The following is a 21,312-nucleotide window of genomic DNA, read 5'->3' on the forward strand; positions in this document are numbered from 1 at the left end:
TATATTATGGTTTTGCCTGTGCCGAGGTAACCGGCATTATCCATTTCTGTAGTATAGGGTATGCCTGATATTCCGGGTCTATTTTGATGAAGGTTTCTTTACGGCGTTTTTCGAACCACTGGCTCACGGTGCGGTCAAGCTTGTCGTCCATAGCCATATCTTTCAGCTTGGCAAAATCCTGTTCCAGGTTGGCCTTATGGGCATCTGTAACCGATTTAAGGTATAAAATTTTATAGGTTTTTTTGCCGGTTTGGGCATCGGTAAACAAAATTGGCTGCGATATGCTGCCTACTTTCATGGTGTCTATTACCAGGGCCACCTGCGGATCTAGGCGGTTTGTGGGGATATACGTAGAACGGGTTTGGACATTATCGGCGTTCAGCATCATGCCACCATTGTATTTGGTTTCTTTATTATCAGAGAACAAAGCTGCTGCGCTCGAGAAATCAATCAGCTTGTTGGCTTTCATGATGGTGTACAAACTATCGGCGCTTACCTTGGCCCTGTCTAAACTGGCCGGGGTGGTTACGGGCACTATCAGGATGTGGCGGGTGTGTACCTGCTCGCCCCTGCGCTCTATTACCTGCAAAAAGTGGAAACCGAACTCGCTCTCGAAAACGGGCGAGATTTCGCCGGCTTTCAGCTTGAAGGCTACCGCCGAGAATTCTTTTACAAAACCGTTACGGTCGTTAAAGCCCAAATCTCCACCATCGGGCGCGGAACCCGGATCCTGCGAGTAAAGCCTGGCTAAGGCGCCAAAATCTTCGCCTTTCTTGATCCTGTTGCGCAGTTCCTCGGCTTTGTCTTTATAATACTGTTTCTCGTCTTTAGTAAGTTTCGGGTCGAAAACGATTTCGCCAACTTCTACCTCTTTATTGAAAGTGGGCAAGCTGTCCTTCGGCATCAGTTCGTAGAAGCGTTTGATATCCTGTGGGGTAACATTTACCTTTTCAGTAATTTTTTGCCTCATTCGCTGCGCAATCATCGATTCTTTGATGTCGGGGCGTATCTCATCTTTGTATTGGATAACCGAACGGCCCAGGAAAGCTTCCAGCTTCTCTTGTCCGCCTGCGCGTTGTATAAAGGCGCGCATACGGCGTTCTACGTCGGCATCAACGTCTTCATCCTTCACCTGCACGCTATCGATTACGGCTTGTTGGGCTAGTAACTTCTGCGTAAGCTGGTTCTGCAATAAAACGGCTTTGAAATCGGGAGGGGGCTGCTGGCCGCTTACCAGGTATTGCGCGTATTGCAACTCGATATCTGATTGTAAGATGATGCTGGAGCCAACTACCGCAGCAATTTTATCAATGGTGCGTACCGGGCCGGTAGGGCCTTTTACGGTGGTATCGGCCTTGATTTGTTTTGTAGTATCTGTTTGTGCCTGGGCTATAGTGGCTACTAAAAAAATATTTACAATGAATATCCCTAATTTTCTCATGAACTTTGTTAAAAAATATGACGGGCGCGCAGGCCGTTAAATCGCAAATTTCGGTAAAATTTATTAATAATAATATATAATTAAGCCGTTTACATCAGCGTCACCTAAATCCTCTCCTTTGGAGAGGATTTTTTAGCCCCTCTCCTTTGGAGAGGGGTTGGGGTGAGGCCTAAATAGCGGGCAAATTCTTCAGTAAACGATATTAATTAAGCCGTTGTGCGAATATGCCTATAATGCTTCAACTGCTTTAGGTACTTTTGGTTAAAATATGTTAAATAATGATGAAGGTTGATAACCCCCAGGCTTTCCGTTTTATACTGCAGGATGAGCTTTACCTGCTGCCCGAGGATAAAGTTGCCGGCCCGATTGCTGCACCCCCGGTAGCGGTTAAAGCCGCAGAGCCGGATATTGCGGCAGCTACTGCACCTCTTAGTCAGCCTGCAGCCACGCCGGTAATCCCGTCATCTGCAAGGGAAATTGAGCCTGCAAATACCGCTAGCCCTGTAATTCCTCAGCCAATACAAACGCCCCGCCCTGCATTTAATTATCTGGGCGGTAACAATAAGAATTTTGTAATACTGGTGAATTATGCATCAGACGAGCATATCCCCGCGGCGCATTTAACGGCCATGGAAAGCATCCTTAAACGGAAAGATTTAGTGTTGGATGATGTAGCGATATTCAACATCCATCAGCATCAGCCGCTTGCTATTGCCAAAGTTGCCGAATTGCTGAAGCCGCTTAAAATGGTGATAATGGGTAAAGATGCCTTGCCACAGGGTATAGGCAATTTGCCCTTCAACAGCCCGGTGCAGGGCAAGAAAACCACGGTGCTGTATAGTTTCGGTTTTGATGAGATGATGAGCAGCAATGAAAACAAGAAGGCCTTTTGGGACCAGATGAAAACATTATAATATGCAGCAATTAGTTTTTGCTACCAACAACCGCCACAAATTACAGGAAGTAGCCGCCAAAATAAAAGGCCAGCTTGCCCTGCTTACGCTTGGTGATATAGGCTGTACCGATGAGATAGAAGAAACGGGCCTTACCTTTAAAGCCAATGCATCTATCAAAAGCCATTTTATATGGGAACGTTACGGGCTTGACTGCTTTGGCGACGATAGCGGGCTGGAGATTGACGCGCTCAACGGCGAGCCGGGTATCTATTCGGCACGTTACGCGGGTACGCACGGCAACCACAAGGCCAATAATGATAAGGTGCTGGCAAACTTAAATGGTGTGGCGAACCGCAAGGCGCAGTTCCGTACGGTTATTTCGTTGATGTGGCAGGGCGAGGAACACTTTTTTGAGGGCGTGGTTGTGGGCAGCATTCGTAATGAGGTTTGCGGTACCGATGGCTTTGGCTATGATCCCATCTTTCAGCCGGATGGCTATGATATCACCTTTGCGGAAATGAGCATGGATGAGAAGAACACCATCAGCCACCGTGCAATAGCGGTTGAGAAGTTGATTGCGTTTTTGAATGAGCGCGCTGGCTGAATGAAATTGCAACATAATATTCCCCCGTCATCTTGAACTTGTTTCAAGACCCCATCATAAAAGTTGCCATCATGCTAACGACCTTTGCACGCTGGTTAGCATAGTTCAATACCTGCCGCGTGGGGTACCGAAACAAGTTCAGCATGACGTTTTAAAGTTGTCGTCATTCTGAATTTATTTCAGAACCCCCTCATAAGAGTAGCCACCATACCTAACGAGCTTTGCATGTCGGTTAGCATGGTTCGATACCTGCCGTGTGGGGTACCGAAACAAGTTCGGCATGACGTGGGGGGGTAGAAACCCTCTTTATGGCTTTTTACCCGTAGTATCCGGCTTTTGCTTTGGCTTTACGCTACTGCTATCGCGCTTGGGTGCTACCACCGGCGTACTGATTGGTTTAAGCCCTGTGCTATCCGCCTTCCCCTTTATCACAGGTTTTACGCCGGTTGTATCTTTACCCATTTTAACAGGCAGCAAGGCCGGTAATTTATTTGCCGTGCTATCGCCGGGCATGGGTTTGCCGCCGGGAGGTTTAGCCAACGGTTGTTTATCTTTTCCGGTTTTCTTAGGCGTAGTGCTGGCTGGTTTTACCGTAGCTGCTTTTTTACCGTACGATGGGATGATGGATTCCTTGGAGAAGGGCCGTTCCTTAGGCTTCCATATGAAACCCTTCAGTATCTTCTCGTCATCTTTAAACTTGTCTATCGGTCCGTAGCGGTGCTCAGGCTTTACCAAAAAGTAAACATCCGTGGCACTATTATCTTTAAACAGCACCCGCATGCGGCTGGTGAGCGAGCGCTGCATCTCTGTTACTTTCTTGGTGCTGTCGCGCGCAAAGTAAAGGCTTTCGGCATTACCCGATATATACATCCTATCCAGCTTATCATCCTTAAAAAAGCCGCGCATGCGCTTGCCGGCAATCTGGTTAAAGGTGGTAGAGTCGTCCTTTTCGATATTGACGATGAACGCCGAAGGGAACAGCATCAGGTTATCCATCTTTTTGTTACGCATCTGCATCATAATGGTATCGCCAGATAGCTGCGAACCTTGCGTCCATATAATCGGGTTTACAAAGCAGCGCAGGGTACTGTCGCTGTAACTGTAAAACATCGAATCGGCTTTGGCCTGCAAATCTGATTTAAACAGCTTGGCATGATGAAAGGCTTTGATTATCCTGATGCGGGCGGTATCGCGCAGCGTAACCTTCCGTACCACAAATACCGGGTCGTTTTCTTCGGGGTCGGCATCAAGTTTTTGCTGATCGGTCATTTTGGGCATGATGCGGCCCTGTGCATCGGGCTTGCCTGCGGGCACAGGGATGGGCTTGCCGTCTTTATCCAACTTGGGTGGCGCAACTACAACGGGCGGGGGAGGACCGAACTGCATAGGGTGCAGTATCAGGCTATCTTTCGGCAACCATAGCGAGGTAGCCACCAAAAATTTGGATGCTTTTTTATCGGCAGCCGCCTTATCTGCAGCGGTGGGCGCTTTAACTTTTATGGAGGTATCTCTTATGCCGGCCAGCCGCTGTTTCTCCTGCATAATGTTCAAATCTTTGAACGTTACCATCTGGGTTTCCAGCGAATCTGCAGAAATGAATATCGAGTCGCGCTTTATCTTTTCGGGCTTTTTTACTTTCAGCAGGCTATCCGGCTTTTTGCCCGTATCAACCTTCGCTGCCGCCGCTAAGCGGGCTAAAGAATCTGTGGCGGCTTTTAGTTTTTTTAGGCCCGGGTTGGTAATTGGCGTACCCATGGGGGTTTTAACAGGCACCGTTAATGGCGGGGCTTTTACAGGCGAGTTTCTGACAGGGGCCTTAACCGTACCCAGCGATGGTGCCTTTATCGGCGAACCTTTTTTAACGGTAGCCGGCTTGTTGCTTGCCGCGGTATCGGCCGCAGTAGCCGTGGTATCTTTTTCTTCGGTTACAATTACCACGTAAGGATCCCTGGTAACCACGGTGCGTTCCTCGTTTTTGTAGTAATTGGCCAAATCGCCCAGCAGCGTTATCTTCTGCTCGCTATCGGTAAATACCACGTGTTTCACCGCGCGGCCAAAGCCGGCTTTTTTATCGTAAAACAAGCTATCGCCTTTTAACCGTTTGGTGCCCGATTTGTAGAGATTTTTTTTGCCAAAAAAGGCTTGTTCTGTTATGGTATTGTACAGCCCGTCTTCGGTGTACAGCGTATCTTTTTTGTCCTTGGTATCGTAAATATTGGTTGGGCCGTAAAAATAGGAGATGCGGGTGCCCGTGTTGTAACGCAGCGTATCGGTTTTTATCAGCGCATCGGGTGTTACCAAAATCACATTGTATCTAAAGAAAGCATCCCTGCTGCCGGCAAAATAATAGCCGTTCTGGCTGGTGAGCGTATTGTCTTTATTTACCAGTTTGCCGCCACTGGTATAAGTTCCGTAACGTGTAGCGGTATTATAAGTGAGGTAATTGGTGGTTAAGGTGGCATCTCTATCCACCATCTTCACGTTATCGGTAAGTATGGCAATTTTGGTGTTGCCGTTATAATTCAGCTTGTCTGAGAAGATATTGAGCGTATCGCCCTGCGAAATGTTCACGTTGCCAAAGGCATCAAAGGCATTATCCTGCGCATAAAAGTATGCGCTGTCCGACCTCATGATCGAAAAATCCTGCTGAAAGGTGCCCTGGTACACTTTGATTACATCCTTGCCGTTTATCTTAATCTGCTCGAGGCTTTTAGAGCGAATAAGCAGCACCACGGATTTTTTCTGCGCCATTACGGTAACAGATAGCAGTACAAAAAGAAGGCTGAAGGCGTATTTTATCACGAGGGCAAAATTAGTTTTTTGCAGGGGTTATTAAATTAATAATTTTGGGATATGCTTCCTGTTGAACGCTTTATTGATTTTGCTGTGCAAAATAAACTATTTGAGCCCGGCACAAAAGTGCTGGCAGCAGTAAGCGGCGGTATCGATTCGGTTTTAATGGCTCATTTGCTTAAATCTGCAGGTTATCAGTTCGGCATTGCGCATTGCAATTTTATGCTGCGCGGCCCCGAAGCCGATGCCGAGCAGGAATTTACCCGCAGGCTGGCCTCGCAGCTTGGCGTAAGCTTCCATACCACCAATTTCGATACCAAACAATACGCAGCTGAGCATAAATTATCTACGCAGATGGCTGCACGCGAATTGAGGTACCAATGGTTTGCCGGGCTTTGCCAAACAGCGGGTTACGACGCCGTTGCGCTTGCACACCATCAGAACGATACGATAGAAACAATATTGTTGAACCTTACGCGAGGCACCGGCATAGCCGGCCTGCACGGTATTATGCCCAAAAATGGTAACCTGGTGCGGCCTTTATTGTTTATGGGGAGGGAGGAGATACAGGAGATAGTTGCTACCCAAAAGCTTGCCTTTATGGAAGACAGCTCAAACGCCTCGGTAAAATACGCCCGCAATAAAATACGGCACCTGGTAGTGCCGGTGCTTAAGGAATTGAACCCCGCGCTGGAAGATACCTTCGAGCGCAACCTGCGCAACTTCCGCGAGATGGAGCACTTGCTGAACGAAAGGGTGGAGGCCCTGCGAGCAGAGGTAATAACGGAACATGGCGACGAGGTGCGCATCAGCATAGCTGCCATAAAAAATATCAGTCCGCAACGCCTGTTGTTGTTTAAACTATTGCAACCTTACGGATTCGTAGAACAGGTGGTTGATGATTTGATTAGCGCACTGGATAAGCATGCAGGTAGGGTATTCAACAGCAATACCCATACTTTGGTGGTGGATAGGGGGGCGCTGATTATAGCTGTTATAAAAGCGGCCGATAATATGCCTGTTGTTATTAACGAGGGGGAAACTTATGTAAATTACCAGGCGTATAAGCTAAGTGTTTTGCATGATGATAGTCCGCTCATCATCAAGGATAACCCACTGGCCACATCGGTAGATGCGGAGTTGCTGGTGTATCCGCTTACCTTGCGTAGCTGGCAGCCCGGCGATTATTTTTACCCGCTGGGGATGAAGACGAAGCAAAAGCTGAGCGATTTTTTCGTTCACCAGAAGGTACCGCTGCATCAAAAAAGCGATGTACCTGTTTTGGTGAATGCCAATGGCGATATTATTTGGCTTGGCGGTTACCGGCCCGACGAAAGGTACAAAGTGGGCAAAAACACTAAAAAAGTTACTATATTCGAATTGATTAAATTATGACCGACAAAGCCGATTTTACCGAAAAACAATACCTGGGCCGCGAGTGGATACCAATTACTATCCGCCTTATGTTAGCGATGTTTTGCTTTGCCGCGTACTTTTTTACCGACGAACGCGAACGCAACGGCGATTTGCTGGCCGTTGTGGGTTTCGCCATCATCACCATATCTATCATCCTGGGGTTTGTTTTGCATTTTAAAACCGTGGTGGCCAATAAAAGCGTTACGCTTGATGGCCTGTGGACCACCCGCCGCGTAAAAATAGACCTTAACAGCATCGTAAAAGTAGAGAAAGGCACCTACAGTCGCTACCTCTTCAATAATCCTGTTTACAACCTGCACTCTAAGGGTACCATCCGTTTCTATACTGCCGGCAACGATGCCATCCACCTTACCGATCGCGATGGCTTGCTTTACATCATCGGCTCGCAGCACGCCAACGAGTTTCTAAGGGCGATAAAAGAGGAAATGAAAGCGAAATAAGCGCGGAGAGGCAAGAGATAAGAGTCAGGAAGCAAGACAATCCTTAATCTTAATAGCATATAAATACGAAGAGCACTAAGGGGTAAAATCTTAGTGCTCTTCATATTTTATCTTTGTTTTGTGGTTAAAACCCCCACTTACTTATCCTTAATGCGATTTAAAGCTGGCCAGATCGGTATGCAGATCGCGGAACGAGCTGCGGATGCCGAAAGTAAGCATGCTGGTTTTATCATTAAATGCGCTGTTCTTTTCGGTGCGGTAAATGCCGCCAAGCTCGAGCCTCAGGTTGTATTTAGGGTTCAGCAAAAAGGCTACCTTGCCCTGCAGGTAAACCATGTTGGTGGTTAAGCCCTGGCCAATGTAGTTTCCGTCGGTTTTTGCCGGGTTTTGGTAGTTAAGGAACGGGTTTTTACCGTAGTTAAGGTTGTTGATATCTAAACCGTAATGGCCAAAATCGCCCTCGCCCGAAAAATCGAAACGTTTGTACGAGTAATTCAACATACCCACATACTCGCGGAAGTTGGCACCGAAGGGATGCGCAAGCGGCTCGCTGTTGGCACTGTAGTTAAGCACCGATGCGCGCTCGGAGTAAGTGTATGGCCTTGCCGAATTCGTTTCGACAAGATAGTTAAGGTTCTTCACGCCGAACAAGTCAGCGCCTCTGATGCCCAACTGCCAGCCAAATTTGTTACGGTAGCTGCCTGCGTTATGGAAAAAGTTCTTGGATTCGAACTCATCCAGCGAGAACTGGCCGTATAGCGTAAGCCCGTCTACCACTTTCAGTTTACTGGTAAGGCCTATTAGCGCGTTATCCGGCGAGCCGTTAGCAGCTTCTACCGGGCGCAAAAATATAAGCGGGTTGATGTAGTTGAAATCGAAGCCACGGGCGTGGCCGGAGTCATCCTCGCTGGCCCATATTACCGAATCGAAGAACCCGAAAGACAGGCGGTTGCTCACGTTCCAGTCCAGATAATGGAAAACGCCAAATTTCTTGCGGTTGATCCCGTGGTCGCTGGTTGCGGCGGGGTCCTCGAACAATGCCCACATCGACATGTATTTTACGTTGCCCACATTGGCCGTTACCCTGAAGAAAGGATAAGGCGACGCATTATCTGATAACAGCACCGAACGGTAGCCATCGCCGATAAAAGTTTTATCGCGCCCGGCGCTGATGTTAATGAACTTTACCGGCGTGTACGAAACGTTTGCCGTAATGTACGACCAATTGTACGCATCGGCATCGCTGGTTAAGCGGCGTGCATAAGCCTGCCCCGGAACAATGCCCACCTGGTTGATATAGGTGGAAAGGTAATCGGGGAATTTGGCGTTGCTTAGGTAGCCCGCTACGTTGTAAGAGAACTTTTTGCCTGCGGTACCACCAATCTGCAAACCCAGGGAATTGTAATGGGTTGTTTTTTTGTCGGTAAAATCGCGGCCGATATTGAAATCGGGCAGCAAATCGGCATAAAAGGTTGATGAAGTGCTTTTATAATCGATTAAATGCTCGTTGAATATTTTGGCATAAGCACCGTTTTTCACTACGCCGTAGTTAAGCAGGGCATTCATGCGCGACACCAAAAGCGAGTCGTCGGCAAAGAAAGGCTTCATTGACGAATGTACGCGCGTTTTGGTTGAATAAACATCGGCATCCAACTTTTGGTAAAACTGGTAATTATAGGGCTGATACACAGATTGTGCTTTGGTAAGCCCGAAAGAAGCCAGCAATACAAAAGTGCTGAGTATGATTTTCTTCATATATATGCCGATGGATCTTCTGTTCTATTCGAAATAATTCAACGTTTTATAACCGCCTTTGTGTAAGTGTTCATCTTTTTTGGCCAGGTCAAGGTCAGAGTGCACCATGTCTTCCACTAGCGCTGCCAGATCGTACTTGGGTACCCAGCCTAATTTCTCCTTGGCTTTTGTAGGGTCGCCTATAAGCAGGTCAACCTCGGTAGGCCTAAAGTATTTAGGGTCTACTTTTACCACTGTTTGGCCAGGGTGCAGGGCGGCATAGTTGAGGCCCAGCTTCTGCACTTTTTTCTGGTTCACGTCTATAATAACGCCTTTTTCGTTTTCATCTTTGCCGCTGAATTCTACCTCGATGCCAAGCTCTAAAAAGGCCATTTTGATAAATTCCCTTACCGTAGTGGTAACGCCGGTAGCAATCACGAAATCTTCGGGCTTATCCTGCTGCAAAATCAGCCACATGGCGGCAATATAATCTTTGGCGTGGCCCCAATCGCGCTGGGCAGACAGGTTGCCTACGAACAGGCAGGTTTGCAGGCCTAAGGCTATTTTGGCAACGGCACGGGTAATTTTACGGGTTACGAAAGTTTCGCCGCGTATAGGGCTTTCGTGATTGAATAATATGCCGTTGCAGGCATACATGCCATAGGCTTCACGGTAGTTTACCATTATCCAGTAACCGTACAGTTTGGCCACTGCATAGGGCGAGCGCGGGTAAAAGGGCGTGTCTTCACTTTGCGGTACGGCCTGCACCAAACCGTAGAGCTCTGATGTTGACGCCTGGTAAATGCGGGTTTTTTTGGTGAGGCCTAAAAGCCTGATGGCTTCCAGTATGCGGAGTACGCCTATACCATCGGCGTTGGCGGTATATTCCGGGGTGTCGAAACTTACCTTAACGTGGCTTTGGGCACCAAGGTTATAAATCTCGTCTGGTTGTATCTCTTGTATCAGCCTTATTAAGCCGGTAGAATCGGTTAAGTCGCCGTAATGAAGATGCAGTCTTACGCCTTTTTCGTGCGGATCGTGGTACAGGTGGTCTATGCGATCGGTATTGAATGAAGACGACCTGCGCTTTACGCCGTGTACTTCATATCCCTTTTTCAATAAAAATTCAGCTAAATATGCGCCGTCCTGACCTGTGATACCTGTGATTAAAGCTTTTTTCATTAACGAATATTGGAGTAAGCAATTATTTATTGCAATATTACCAAAATAATCGAAAACGGCGGTATAAGGTTATATACAAACCTTTTAATATTTTAAATTCCTGCAACGGTATCTTCCAGTTCGCGGTACCATTCTTCGCCGTATTTGCGTATAAGCGGGCCTTTCAAAAACTCGTGTACTTTTACTTTCAGTTGGTCGCCAAAGCTGCAAGCCGGGCTGCAAATGCTCCAACGGTCGTAATTCAAAACTTCGAATTCGGGGTAGGCGGTAATACGTATGGGGTACAGGTGGCATGATATGGGCTTTTGCCAACTGATTACGCCCTGCTCGTAAGCTTTCTCAATCGCGCATTTGGTAATGCCGTTTTCCCAGGTAACATAAGCGCATTCTTTATTCGTATCTACGCAGGGGGTGGTGTAATCGCCCTCAAAATCGGTAACGTGGGTGCCCTCCCTTTCGATGGTGGCGATGCCTTTTGCCGTCATGAAGGGTTTTACCTTGGGGTATATCTCTGCCAGTACAGCCAGCTCATCGTGGTTAAGGGGCGCACCCGAATCGCCTTCGAGGCAACAGGCACCCTTGCACTTAGTCAGGTTACATACAAAATTCTCTTTTACTACATCCTCGTGCAGCAAAACGCTTCCTACTTCAATCATCATTATTTTTTTACCGGGTTTAAGGCATACTTAAGCCCGCTTGCTTGTGTCAGATCCATTACCAGGCTGCCTACTATCAATTCCACGTGGGCCTTAACGGGGATGCGGTTCTTATCATCTGTAATCCACAAATATAGCTTACTATTTTTGCGGAAGATGCGCCCCGGGATAATAGTTGGGTTGAATTTTAAGCAGTTGAAGGTGCCCAGCCCGCATTTTACCTGCTCTTTGCCCAGATAAGTGATGGTAAGCGTGTGGATGCCATCCTCCAAAAAGTAACGCATATCCAGCTTATCGTTTATCTTAAGGCCCGATACATCCACATTGCGCGCGAAATAATAGGCCGATAGGAAATCGAAAACATTGCCGCTGTACGGGTATTTGCCACTGTTAGCGGTTATCTCGCCCTTCTCGTGGTCGAATATCACTTTGTCTGAATGCTTGTAGCCGCCTTCCTTGCGGTCTTCGGAGTAATAATAGGGCAGCAGCGTATGCGGATCTATAAAAGTTTGGTATTGGTTACGCACTTTGAACAGTAAATTGAAGGTGCCCGCGGTGTTGGCGGTAGAAAAAATGCGCAACGCGGGTTTGCCGTCGAATTTCTGCGTGCTGTTCTCCACTTTTATTACCGCTTCGGCAGCGCTGAATATGCCGTATTTCAGTTTATAGGTAATTTGCTCGCCTGCCTGGAAGGCAACCTCGTCGGTTTTTTTGGCTTCCTGGGCACGTGCTGTAGCGAAACCTGCCAGCAGTAAAAACACAAAATAGTATTTCTTCATTTATTTGATATAGAACCCAATAGACCGAATTATGCACCAGGGGTTTAATCGCGCCGCTTATAAATCGGCACGGTAGAACAAGGCTCGCCAAACATAATGCTTTTTGCCACAGGCGTAAGTTTTTTGGTAAGCTCTACGTAGGCAGATACCGGCACCGGTATATCCCCGCAACCTTTTATTACCAGGCGTTGCCCGGCGTATTGCGTTGCATCCATAGCGGCTATCTGTTTGATGAACAAAACAGTCTCCAGCACCCCGGCATCGCCAAAAACAACTTCTTTGGCATAGGGGGCCATACGGTTGGCCAACAACATGTAGGCCCAGGCCGGTACAATGGCATCAGCGCTGCAGGTTACGGCCACCAACTTATCCTGGTATTGTGCCCAATCGTGCTCTTTTACAAATTCGCGGAAGTCCTTTTCGCGCAGCATCAGCCCATGGAACAAATTATCCTTTATATCGTACACCACGCGTTCGCCTTGCGGGTAAAACTGGGCAGGGTCCAGCGTAACCAGGCCGCTTTGCGCAACTTTATTGATGATGTTCTCTTGTATTTCCATAGCGTATTTGTTCCGTTTATAAGCAAAAAAAATCCGGCAACAGTATAACGCTGCTGCCGGATGCAAAATTACTTTAAATTTAGCTTATAAGAACTTAGCGCGGTTATCTTTTACATTCGCCTTATCTTTCAGCGCATCAAGCACCTGCCCATCGGCACGTTGCGTTAATGCCTGGCCCAGGGTTTGTTTCTCCCTAACGGCGTTGGTTAAAGCAGCCGGGTTGATAAAGCTATCCAGCGTGAAAACGTAAACGCCCTGAGTACCTGCAATAGGTTTAGACAATACATTCGGTTTAGAACCGAAGATTGTGCCGATAAGCTTATACTCGGGGCCAGAGCCTGGGATAACCGGATTAGCCAATACGATGTTTTGCACAGGTACCGCTTTGCTGCCTGCTTTTGCGGCAACCTGGTCTATATTGCTGGCACCGTTTGCTGCTGCTGCAAGCTTTTCGGCAAGCATCTTACCTTTTACGATATTCCTTACGGCAGGCTCTATCTGCTTCTTAACAGCATCCAGGCTTAAATAGCCGATAGGTTTTATTTCGGTAAGCGAGCCTATTACGTATTGATCGCCAATTGGGAAAACTTCTTCAGAGAAGTCGCCTTTTTCGGCTTTGAACGCCCATTTTATAAAAGCGCGTGCATTATCCAGGCCAGGCAGCGATGCTGCTGTACCGGTTATGTCTTCCGCCTTCTTAACGGCTAAGCCGGCTTTTTTAGCTTGTGCTGCAAAGTTGTCTTTGGTTAAGCCGCCCAGGAAAGCTTGCGATTTGTTGTAAACCTCGTTCTGTGTTTTTTGGCTAGGCTCCAGTTGCTTATCTACGATAGCAACTTTAACTACTTTAGATGAGCCTATTTGTTTTTGTATCTCGATAAGATGCACGCCTGCCTGGCTGGTGACTACCAGTATCTGGCCTGTTTTGCCACTGAAAACGGCATTGTCGAAAATAGGTATCATGGCGTTACGGGCAAAAGTACCCAGGTCGCCGCCTTTTTCGCCGGATGCCCTATCGGTAGAGAAATCTTTCGCAAGCTCAGCAAAGCTTTTGCCGCCTGCCAATAGTTTCTTTAATGAATCGGCCTTGGCTAAAGCTTTATCCAAACCACCCTCTTTAGTAGGGTCGATAAGGATGTGGCGTGCCTGTACAGAATCGGGGCCAACTTTAGCGTCTAGCAGTTTAGCTATTTTGTAGAAGCCGTTAGACAGGTACGGGCCGTAAACAAAGCCTTTCTCGGCATTGAACATCACCGAATCGAGCTGCGGCTCTAAAGACCCTTTCTTTTGGAAAAGGAACGGCGCTTTGTTAACCGAGTTTATCTGCACAAATAATGAATCGGTGGTAGATGCCTTAAAATCGGCCGCTAGCTTATCTGCTTGTGTTTTTATAGCCAGGGTATCTTCTTTAGAAGGTGCCGCGTTGAAGCTTACGTAATCGAAGCTGCGCAGTTCCTGCTTGTTCTTGAACTCGGGCTTGTGATCGTTATAGTACGCGCTATAATCGTCATCGGTAAGGGTAACTTTGCCATCCGGTATGGATGCATAATCAAGCACGGTGTATTTGAAATTGGCAAGTTTGTTTTTGCCGGTGTAATCGTCTTGCGCATCCAGCGAGTTTACGTACAAGCCGCTGCTCACCAGGGCCATGTATTTTTGCCTTTTCTTATCCTTTATCAGTTCGGTAAGGAAAGTACCCCACTGCTTTATCTGCGCAGTATCTGCCTGTGGGCTCTGGATATAAGAAAGGAACTGGTTTAACCTATCGCGGCTGAATTGGCCTGTTTGCTGATCGGTAAACTGGCGCATAATCTGCTGATCCGGCGTGGTGCCGCTGATCATGTTCTGCCTTTCGGCATCGCCTACGGTGATACCCAGTTTCTCAACCTCTTTGCTCAATAGCTTGTCGGTAAGGAACTGGTTCCAGGTGCTTTCCTGCAAATAAGTAGTAATCTGCGGCGAAATGGCCTGACCCGATTGCTGCTGGAATTGCTTTGTAGACATATCCAACCTGTCGTTGAATTCTTTGTAGCTGATGGTGGAGCCATTCACTTCGCCTATTTCGGAATTGCTATCCCTGAAAATTGAACTGCCCGACTTGATAACTTCGCCGGCAACAAACGCTAAAAGCGCAAAACCAATAAAAACTGCGAGGATTGTTCCCATCCTATCCCGCAAGTAACCCATGATACCCATATAACTCTTATATCTATTTTATATTTCTCAAAAAGAGGCGCAAGATACAACTTTTACTAAAATTCTATAGCACAATTTTTTGCGCCCCCGATTTGCCTGATTATTGCTGCAATCCGTCGCCATTGACGTGTATAGTAGCGGTGGAATTCTGGAAGATGGGGTGCTTAAGGGCATCATCGCTTTTAAAGCTGGTACCCCGCATAATATCGCCGCCCACCTTGGTCATCTCCACTTGCTTGTTAGAATAAATTTGTTTTAAGGCCATATCCCAAATAAGTTCTTCTGATTTGTAAACCGTGCCCTCGGCATTGGTGGCCACCACATTATGACGGAGCTCGATGAATTTATCGTCGTTGCGCGTAAGGGCCGAATCGGCAGTGATGGTGCCGGCCGGCATGGCGTCTTTATCAAGGAAGGTAATCTTGATTCCCTTTGGCAGCACCTTGTAGGGCTTTGCAACCATATATTCAATCATCAAAGGCGCGTTCAGCCTGTATTTCACCAGGGCCGAATCGCTGTAAATCAAATCGATGTTGGTAGTTTGCTGTACGGGCTTGGTAGAATCGGCCGCTGCTAAAGCTTTTATTTTATTGATATCGTTTTCGCAGGCAGCCAGCAGCATCATTATAAACAATGCCGGCAACCCTATTCTCAATACCAATAACCTGCTGCGCATGCGGCTGAATATTAATCGTAGCGGTACTTCACAAACCACTGATCGTTAAGCGTAAACGACAGGTGGAAGTTGATATAGTTTTCTTTTACCAGTCCGTTGGTTAACGTACCGCGTTTGCCATACTCTGCCGCAAGGTTTATTTTGTAGAATGCGGTATTGTTACGTGGCAAGGGCAGGCCCATGCCAAAGGTGGCGGCGTACCTTTTTATATTGGTGTTGTTTACGTTGAGGTAGGTTTGATCGTATATTACCCCAAAACGGTAGTCAACCCGGGCAAAGTAATTGGATAACGAATACATGTTTGGCGTTACCTGGCCGCCCACGTTTAAAGTTTTGCTGTTTTGCAGGCCCTTGTTTACGCCGGCTATGGTAAGCGAGCTCCAGTTGCCTATGCTATAATCGGCACCGATAATGTATTTGCCATCGTGCTGGTAGCTGATGCCGAAGTGGTTTATCTGCGGCAGGTTTATCTTCGATTTCGCATCCTTGCGGTTGATGAGGCTATCGGTAGCAACGCCCTCGCTGCCAGCTTCGGTAAAGTAGCTACTTACGATATAGCTGTTTTGGGTGTTGAGCTTTGAACTTGCCGATGCCGAGTAACCGAACACCAGGTGTTTCTTTTCCGAAAAATCGAAGCTGTACTGTGCGCCGTAATCGTAATTAAATCCGTTGATGCTGTTGCTTTCTTCTATACGGGAGTTGAGGGTGCCGAACAGGTCTGGCACTTCGGTAGATTGCGTTTCTTTAAGGTTGCCGAATATGTATGATGCATTGGCACCGATAGACAAGTGCTTGCCTATACGCACGCCGTAACCTAAATACGCTTTTGTTAAGCCACCATCGCCCTGGTAGAGGTAGTTAACGGCATTGGTATCTGCAGGCAGGCCGGTGCCGAAATTGCTTTGTTTCTGGCGGTAGTTGTAGCCCAGCTCGGTATAAGGGCGCATGCCGAAGCTGATAGCCGATTGCTTTGAAACCGGTATGCCGAAGGCGATATGGCTAAGCCTGAAACTCGAGTTGGTTTGGTTGCTTAGCCCGCTTTTGCTAAGGGTGTTGAAATTGCTGGAGATGCCCGCATCTATAACCACATAATTCATGGACGAGTAGGCAGCCGGGTTTAAAAAGTTTATATAGTTGTAGCTGTTTATCTTGTTGATGGCGGTACCTATACCGCCCATGCCGATGTTCTGCGGCATAACCGAAGGGCTAAGATCGCCAAGGCCATACCTGGAATACGGCGAGCTGGTAGTTGCGGTAGATTGGGCATTTGCACCCAGTGCGGTGGCAGTAAGAGAAACTATTATAAAGAGCCTTATATATCTAATCATTATGCTTTTGTATAGCTGCGTTTAATCCTTTAAGAACCAGGTAAGGCTCATTTTTTATATAGGGGGCAAAGATGCTATTTTTTAACAGCGTATCAAAAAAAATACTATCGCCCCCGTGTAGTATGATATTGTACGCTTTTTGTGTTTTTATGTACTCGTTTATAAAGCCCGTAAGCTCGTATTTGATGCCGTTTTGCACGCCCGACATAATCGCCGAGGCGGTGTCGTGGCCCATATTATCCTCAAAGTTGCTGTCGGTTTCTATCAGCGGCAGGCCTCCTGTATAATGATTTAAGGCTTTATAACGCATTTTTAAACCCGGCGATATGCTGCCTCCAAAATAATTTGCCCCGGCATCAACATAATCGTAAGTGATTGCGGTGCCCCCGCCTATAACGATGTTGCCGGCCTGCGGGTATAAATGGTGCGCGCCTATTACAGCTGCCAGCCTATCGGGGCCGAGCGTGTCGGGTGTTTTATAATGGATATTTATGCCGCTGGCCATGCTGCTGTCGAACTCCGTAAGAGTACAATTTGAGAAAGCATCCAACGCATCTTTCCAAATATGCCTTTCGGTGTTCTTTACTGTGGAAATAATAGCGGCATCAGGTAGGTATAAACTGCAAAATTCAGCTAACGCTACCCTGGTTATTTCCGGGTATTGCTCCACCACCACTATTTCATCACCCTCAAAAATGGCTATCTTGGTTAAAGTGTTGCCAATATCTATAACCAGCGATGTCATCCTTAGGCCTTAGCCAATGCCAGTATCGATTCGAATATCGCCAGCCCGTCTTCGTTGCCTACCAGGCTTTCGGATGCACGCTCAGGGTGTGGCATAAAGCCGAACACGTTACGCTCTGCGTTGCAAACGCCTGCAATGTTCTCCAACGAGCCGTTGGGGTTGCTTTCGTCGGTAATGTTGCCGGCCTCGTCGCAATAGCGAAACAGCACCTGGTCGTTATCGTTAATGGCCTTCAGCACATCGGCATCTGCAAAGTAATTGCCTTCGCCATGGGCTATAGGTATCTTCAAGGCGCGCTCCGGATCTAGCTGGCGGGTAACCAACGAGTTTGCGGTTTGCGGCTTAAGGTAAATATTGCGGCAGATGAATTTGCGGTTTTTATTGTGCAGCAACGCGCCGGGCAGCAGGCCCGCTTCGGCCAGTATCTGGAAACCGTTGCATATGCCCAATACCTTGCCGCCTTTCGCCGCAAATTGTATTACTTCCTGCATAATGGGCGAGAAGCGTGCGATAGCGCCCGAGCGCAGGTAATCGCCAAAAGAGAAGCCGCCGGGCAAAACAATGAACTCTGCACCTTGCAAATCATGGTCTTTATGCCACAGCCTAACTACTTGCTGGCCCATTACGTTTTGCAAAACGTGGATGATATCTTCATCGCAATTGGAGCCGGGGAATATTACTACGCCAAATTTCATGCTACAAAACTAACACATCGGCCGAAATTTGAACGAATGTAAAAGTTAAAAAGTGTTAAACTGCAGGTATATTATGCTGATAAGCAGCAATAAATACAGGCTTTCGTAAAACCATTTGGTTGTTGCGTTGATGAAATAGTAGCTGCAGAACACCGCGGCAGGCACCGCGCACAGCAAAAAGTGGTTGAGGTTGAACTCGCTTTTGATATAAAAACTCAGCCCCGCGATCAAAAACATGAGGAACAACAGCTGGAACGATTTGCGCACGTGCACGTAGCTTTTTAAGAAGTTTTGCTGCAGTTTTACGAAATACAGGCCGATAATGATGATGACCGGGATAAGCACCAGGTAATCGAGATACCGGATGTGGATGCTGTTGGGGAATTTAGAACCGAGGGGTGCCCAGATATCGTAAAAACGGCCCAGCCTGCCATTGAGGTAATACAATACCGCCAAAAAGAAGAACACGGTGATATAGCCCAATATGCACGATACCCACTCGCGCCAGTTGAAGGGCTTGAATATCACGAGCGCTATCCAGATAGCCAGAAACAGGAAGATAAAGGGGAGATAGATAAGTGAGCCTACGGCTACGATCATACCCAGATCGTAAGCGGTAGATTTGGCATCCTCGCTTTTATAGAAACTGAACAGCTTGAAAAGCATCCAGATGACCAGAAAATTGCAGATAAGCGGCGCGCTCAGCACCATGAAGGGGGTAAACAGCGCGGTGAGCGTAACATACATCAACGCAGGCAAAAAGCTTGGCTTGCTAAGCAGGTTGAAATGGTTTACCAGGTAATTGAGCAGTACAGCTTGGCCGAGCACCAAAATGCCGGCCAGCAGCATATTTACGGCCGGCGAAAAAACATACTCGTAAGCTACAGGTATCAGCAGGCGGGCAAAGGGCTCTACGAAGGTAAACGCCAGCTTATCCGGCACGTGCACGGTGTAGCCAATACGCAGCACGAAAAGAAGCACGGCAAGCCATAACACGTTGACAGGATTGTATGCCTTGAAGATCTTGATCATATGCCTTGCGTATGGCGGCAAAAATAGCAGAAAAAAACTATAACAATATGTCATTTCGAACCGAGGCACGAGGGAGAACTATCTCTTGAACGCAGTGAAAAAATCTTATTATTGGTGCAAGGTTAGCCACTTTGCATGTCGGCTTTGCAAATCCAACAAGATATCTCCTCGCTATCGCTCGTTCGATATGACAAAGTGGGTACTACCTCGCGTATTTCTTCACCATATCGTCCACAATTTGCGCGGTTTCGTCGGGGAAGTTTACGTTGATGCGGGTTTGGTCGGCCAGCCAGGCGTTGATGTCGGTTTTGAAGTGGTCGGTGATGGTGCTTACCACCTTTACGCCCAGTTTGGATGCCGAGAGGGCGTTGCATTGCTGCTCGTACTGGCCCTTCATGGGTATCATCATCACCTTTTTGCCCATGAACAGGGCCTCGGCAGGGCCTTCGAAACCACCGCCGGTAAGCAGGCCCGCACAACTGGCCAGGCTGTTGTTGAAGCCGTCATTATTCACGGGGAACACCTGTACGTTGCCCTCGCGGTAGGGGGTTTTGGTACGTTTAGAGAATATATGCCACTCGGCATCGGTGCCGCTGAGGTGTTTCAGCAGAGTTTTGTCGCTATAAGCGGGCAGGTAAACGCTGTAATGGCCCAGGTTGGAGGTCTGCATGCGGCGGATATCGCTGCGGATGACCGGCGTATGTATAAAATCATCGTACCGCTCAAAGTGGAAGCCGATATGGTGCGTGGTGGGCGAATAATATTTGAAGAGCCACTCGGCCCAGTCCCAGCTTTTGGGGCGGGGCGTTTTTGGCGACACGAACGAACATTGGTGACTTAAGGATACCGATGGTACCTTTTGCAGTCGGCATGCCCAGGCGGTAACGGGTTCGAAATCGTTGATCACCAGGTCGTAATCGCCCAGGGGGAGGCTGTGCATATCCTTCCAAAGCTGGCGCAGGTTCATGAGCTTGAAAGTGGCCCAGTTATCCACCCCGCCATTTTTGCCGAACACAAAGCTGAAACCATGGAACTTATGCAGCAAAGGCTGACTCAGGCTCACCTCGGCCTCGGTACCACTCACGATGAGGTCAACCTCGCCGTATTGCTGCAGCAGGGGCACAATTTCGCGGGCGCGACTGATGTGCCCATTCCCGGTACCCTGTATGCCGAACAATATTTTCATAAGCGTAGAATTGCTGGCAATTTAGCAAAGAAAACTTTAGGGAAGATTATTAAATGATGAAATGAGGGTAAATGTATATGCGCTTACCGGTCAACAAGTGGCGTTTTACTTTTGGCAGTAACATTGCGGTATAATTATCATCTACTATTTAATTAACCCGAAACTGCATGGATGCCTACGAAGAACAAGCTTATGTACTGCTTACCCAATGGCGGCAAAACATGCAAAAGAAACCATCTCTTGCCAACCGCATAGCCAAGAGCCTGCAGAATAAGATCAACGGCATCATCCCCGAGAAGGCGCACAAAGTAATTACCGTTACCATCGAAAAAATGGTGAAGGCGGTGCTTTTTGGCGCCAAGTACACCACCCCTGATAAGCTTGCGCCTGATGCTTCGCTGCTGTTGCGCGAAAGTTATGTAAAACGCGAGATAGAGATTTACCGCAAAACCGCCGCTGTGGAAGGTGCTATTACAGGCACGGGCGGCATCTTGCTGGGTTTTGCCGAGTTCCCAATTCTTATCGGCATAAAAATGAAACTGCTGTTTAATATTGCCGCCCTGTATGGCTTTGATGTGAAGGATTATAAGGAAAGGCTGTACATCCTCTATATTTTTCAGCTTACCTTTTGCAGCCAGCAACGCCGCAACGAGGTGTACCACCTGCTGGAGGGTTGGGAAAGCTACAGCGCAAAGTTACCCGCCGATACTGATCAGTTCGATTGGCGCACCTTCCAGCTGGAATACCGCGACTATATCGACCTGGCCAAAATGGCCCAGCTTATCCCAGTTATCGGCGCTGCCGTAGGGGCTATTGCCAACTACCACCTCATAGCCCAGTTGGGCGAAACAGCGATGAATTGTTACAGGATGAGGGTGTTGGAGCCGAAGAAAATTGGCCTTTAACGTTGCTGTAAAGTAACCCCCGCACAGGTG

Annotated in this window: 19 protein-coding genes; 5 read left to right on the forward strand and 14 right to left on the reverse strand. The window is 47.7% G+C overall.

Features of this window, described 5'->3' with window-relative positions; all coding sequences use genetic code 11:
• Window positions 1-4 precede the first annotated feature (4 nt).
• Complete coding sequence (locus tag AC1DYT_RS03290) at window positions 5-1,441, reverse strand: peptidylprolyl isomerase (protein ID WP_477468225.1); 1,437 nt, start codon at window positions 1,439-1,441, stop codon at window positions 5-7.
• A gap of 278 nt (window positions 1,442-1,719) precedes the next feature.
• On the opposite strand from AC1DYT_RS03290, the gene AC1DYT_RS03295 reads away from it, so the two are divergent.
• Entirely contained in the window at window positions 1,720-2,355 is a 636-nt protein-coding gene (locus AC1DYT_RS03295) for a hypothetical protein (RefSeq protein WP_477468226.1), read from the forward strand.
• Window position 2,356: 1 nt separating this feature from the next.
• Window positions 2,357-2,941 carry an RdgB/HAM1 family non-canonical purine NTP pyrophosphatase gene (gene rdgB, locus AC1DYT_RS03300; protein ID WP_477468227.1) on the forward strand — a complete coding sequence of 195 codons (585 nt, stop codon included), beginning with the start codon at window positions 2,357-2,359 and terminating at the stop codon, window positions 2,939-2,941.
• Between the two features lie 306 nt (window positions 2,942-3,247).
• Here rdgB and AC1DYT_RS03305 read toward each other — a convergent pair whose 3' ends face one another.
• On the reverse strand, window positions 3,248-5,743 hold the full coding sequence (locus AC1DYT_RS03305; protein WP_477468228.1) for an OstA-like protein: 2,496 nt from the start codon (window positions 5,741-5,743) through the stop codon (window positions 3,248-3,250).
• A 51-nt stretch (window positions 5,744-5,794) separates the two neighbouring features.
• On the opposite strand from AC1DYT_RS03305, the gene tilS reads away from it, so the two are divergent.
• Both tilS and AC1DYT_RS03315 read left to right on the forward strand, forming a co-directional pair.
• Window positions 5,795-7,129: a tRNA lysidine(34) synthetase TilS gene (gene tilS, locus AC1DYT_RS03310; RefSeq protein WP_477468229.1), complete on the forward strand. Its 1,335-nt coding sequence runs from the start codon at window positions 5,795-5,797 to the stop codon at window positions 7,127-7,129.
• Window positions 7,126-7,611, forward strand: a complete 486-nt coding sequence (locus AC1DYT_RS03315) for a hypothetical protein (protein ID WP_477460639.1) — start codon at window positions 7,126-7,128, stop codon at window positions 7,609-7,611. Before tilS ends, AC1DYT_RS03315 begins: the two co-directional genes overlap by 4 nt.
• 147 nt (window positions 7,612-7,758) lie before the next feature.
• Here the strand turns inward: AC1DYT_RS03315 and AC1DYT_RS03320 are convergent, their stop codons facing one another.
• The 12 genes from AC1DYT_RS03320 to AC1DYT_RS03375 all read right to left on the reverse strand — a co-directional run bounded on the left by AC1DYT_RS03320 (window position 7,759) and on the right by AC1DYT_RS03375 (window position 20,377).
• On the reverse strand, window positions 7,759-9,366 hold the full coding sequence (locus AC1DYT_RS03320) for a gliding motility protein RemB (RefSeq protein WP_477468230.1): 1,608 nt from the start codon (window positions 9,364-9,366) through the stop codon (window positions 7,759-7,761).
• A gap of 24 nt (window positions 9,367-9,390) precedes the next feature.
• Window positions 9,391-10,527, reverse strand: coding sequence for a GDP-mannose 4,6-dehydratase (gene gmd / locus AC1DYT_RS03325; protein WP_477468231.1), 1,137 nt, complete (start codon window positions 10,525-10,527; stop codon window positions 9,391-9,393).
• A gap of 92 nt (window positions 10,528-10,619) precedes the next feature.
• Complete coding sequence (locus AC1DYT_RS03330; protein WP_477460697.1) at window positions 10,620-11,183, reverse strand: DUF3109 family protein; 564 nt, start codon at window positions 11,181-11,183, stop codon at window positions 10,620-10,622.
• A gap of 2 nt (window positions 11,184-11,185) precedes the next feature.
• Entirely contained in the window at window positions 11,186-11,962 is a 777-nt protein-coding gene (locus tag AC1DYT_RS03335; RefSeq protein ID WP_477468232.1) for a DUF3108 domain-containing protein, read from the reverse strand.
• Window positions 11,963-12,006: 44 nt separating this feature from the next.
• Window positions 12,007-12,522, reverse strand: a complete 516-nt coding sequence (locus AC1DYT_RS03340; protein ID WP_477468233.1) for a DUF2480 family protein — start codon at window positions 12,520-12,522, stop codon at window positions 12,007-12,009.
• An 84-nt stretch (window positions 12,523-12,606) separates the two neighbouring features.
• Window positions 12,607-14,715 (reverse strand): peptidylprolyl isomerase, encoded by a 2,109-nt coding sequence (locus tag AC1DYT_RS03345; RefSeq protein ID WP_477468234.1) that lies wholly within the window; start codon window positions 14,713-14,715, stop codon window positions 12,607-12,609.
• Between the two features lie 100 nt (window positions 14,716-14,815).
• Window positions 14,816-15,391, reverse strand: a complete 576-nt coding sequence (lptC, locus tag AC1DYT_RS03350) for an LPS export ABC transporter periplasmic protein LptC (protein ID WP_477468235.1) — start codon at window positions 15,389-15,391, stop codon at window positions 14,816-14,818.
• A gap of 11 nt (window positions 15,392-15,402) precedes the next feature.
• Complete coding sequence (gene bamG / locus AC1DYT_RS03355; protein WP_477468236.1) at window positions 15,403-16,719, reverse strand: BamG family beta-barrel-assembly machinery protein; 1,317 nt, start codon at window positions 16,717-16,719, stop codon at window positions 15,403-15,405.
• Window positions 16,712-17,464, reverse strand: a complete 753-nt coding sequence (locus AC1DYT_RS03360) for a type III pantothenate kinase (RefSeq protein ID WP_477468237.1) — start codon at window positions 17,462-17,464, stop codon at window positions 16,712-16,714. The genes bamG and AC1DYT_RS03360 overlap by 8 nt, the downstream gene beginning before the upstream one ends.
• Before the next feature lie 2 nt (window positions 17,465-17,466).
• Window positions 17,467-18,159, reverse strand: a complete 693-nt coding sequence (purQ, locus tag AC1DYT_RS03365; protein WP_477460630.1) for a phosphoribosylformylglycinamidine synthase subunit PurQ — start codon at window positions 18,157-18,159, stop codon at window positions 17,467-17,469.
• Window positions 18,160-18,204: 45 nt separating this feature from the next.
• On the reverse strand, window positions 18,205-19,191 hold the full coding sequence (locus AC1DYT_RS03370) for a DUF6427 family protein (RefSeq protein ID WP_477468238.1): 987 nt from the start codon (window positions 19,189-19,191) through the stop codon (window positions 18,205-18,207).
• Window positions 19,192-19,393: 202 nt separating this feature from the next.
• Window positions 19,394-20,377 carry a glycosyltransferase family protein gene (locus AC1DYT_RS03375; protein ID WP_477468239.1) on the reverse strand — a complete coding sequence of 328 codons (984 nt, stop codon included), beginning with the start codon at window positions 20,375-20,377 and terminating at the stop codon, window positions 19,394-19,396.
• A gap of 167 nt (window positions 20,378-20,544) precedes the next feature.
• On the opposite strand from AC1DYT_RS03375, the gene AC1DYT_RS03380 reads away from it, so the two are divergent.
• Window positions 20,545-21,282, forward strand: coding sequence for an EcsC family protein (locus tag AC1DYT_RS03380; protein ID WP_477468240.1), 738 nt, complete (start codon window positions 20,545-20,547; stop codon window positions 21,280-21,282).
• Window positions 21,283-21,312: the final 30 nt, after the last annotated feature.

It is taken from the genome of Mucilaginibacter sp. P1_D10 (assembly GCF_056406215.1).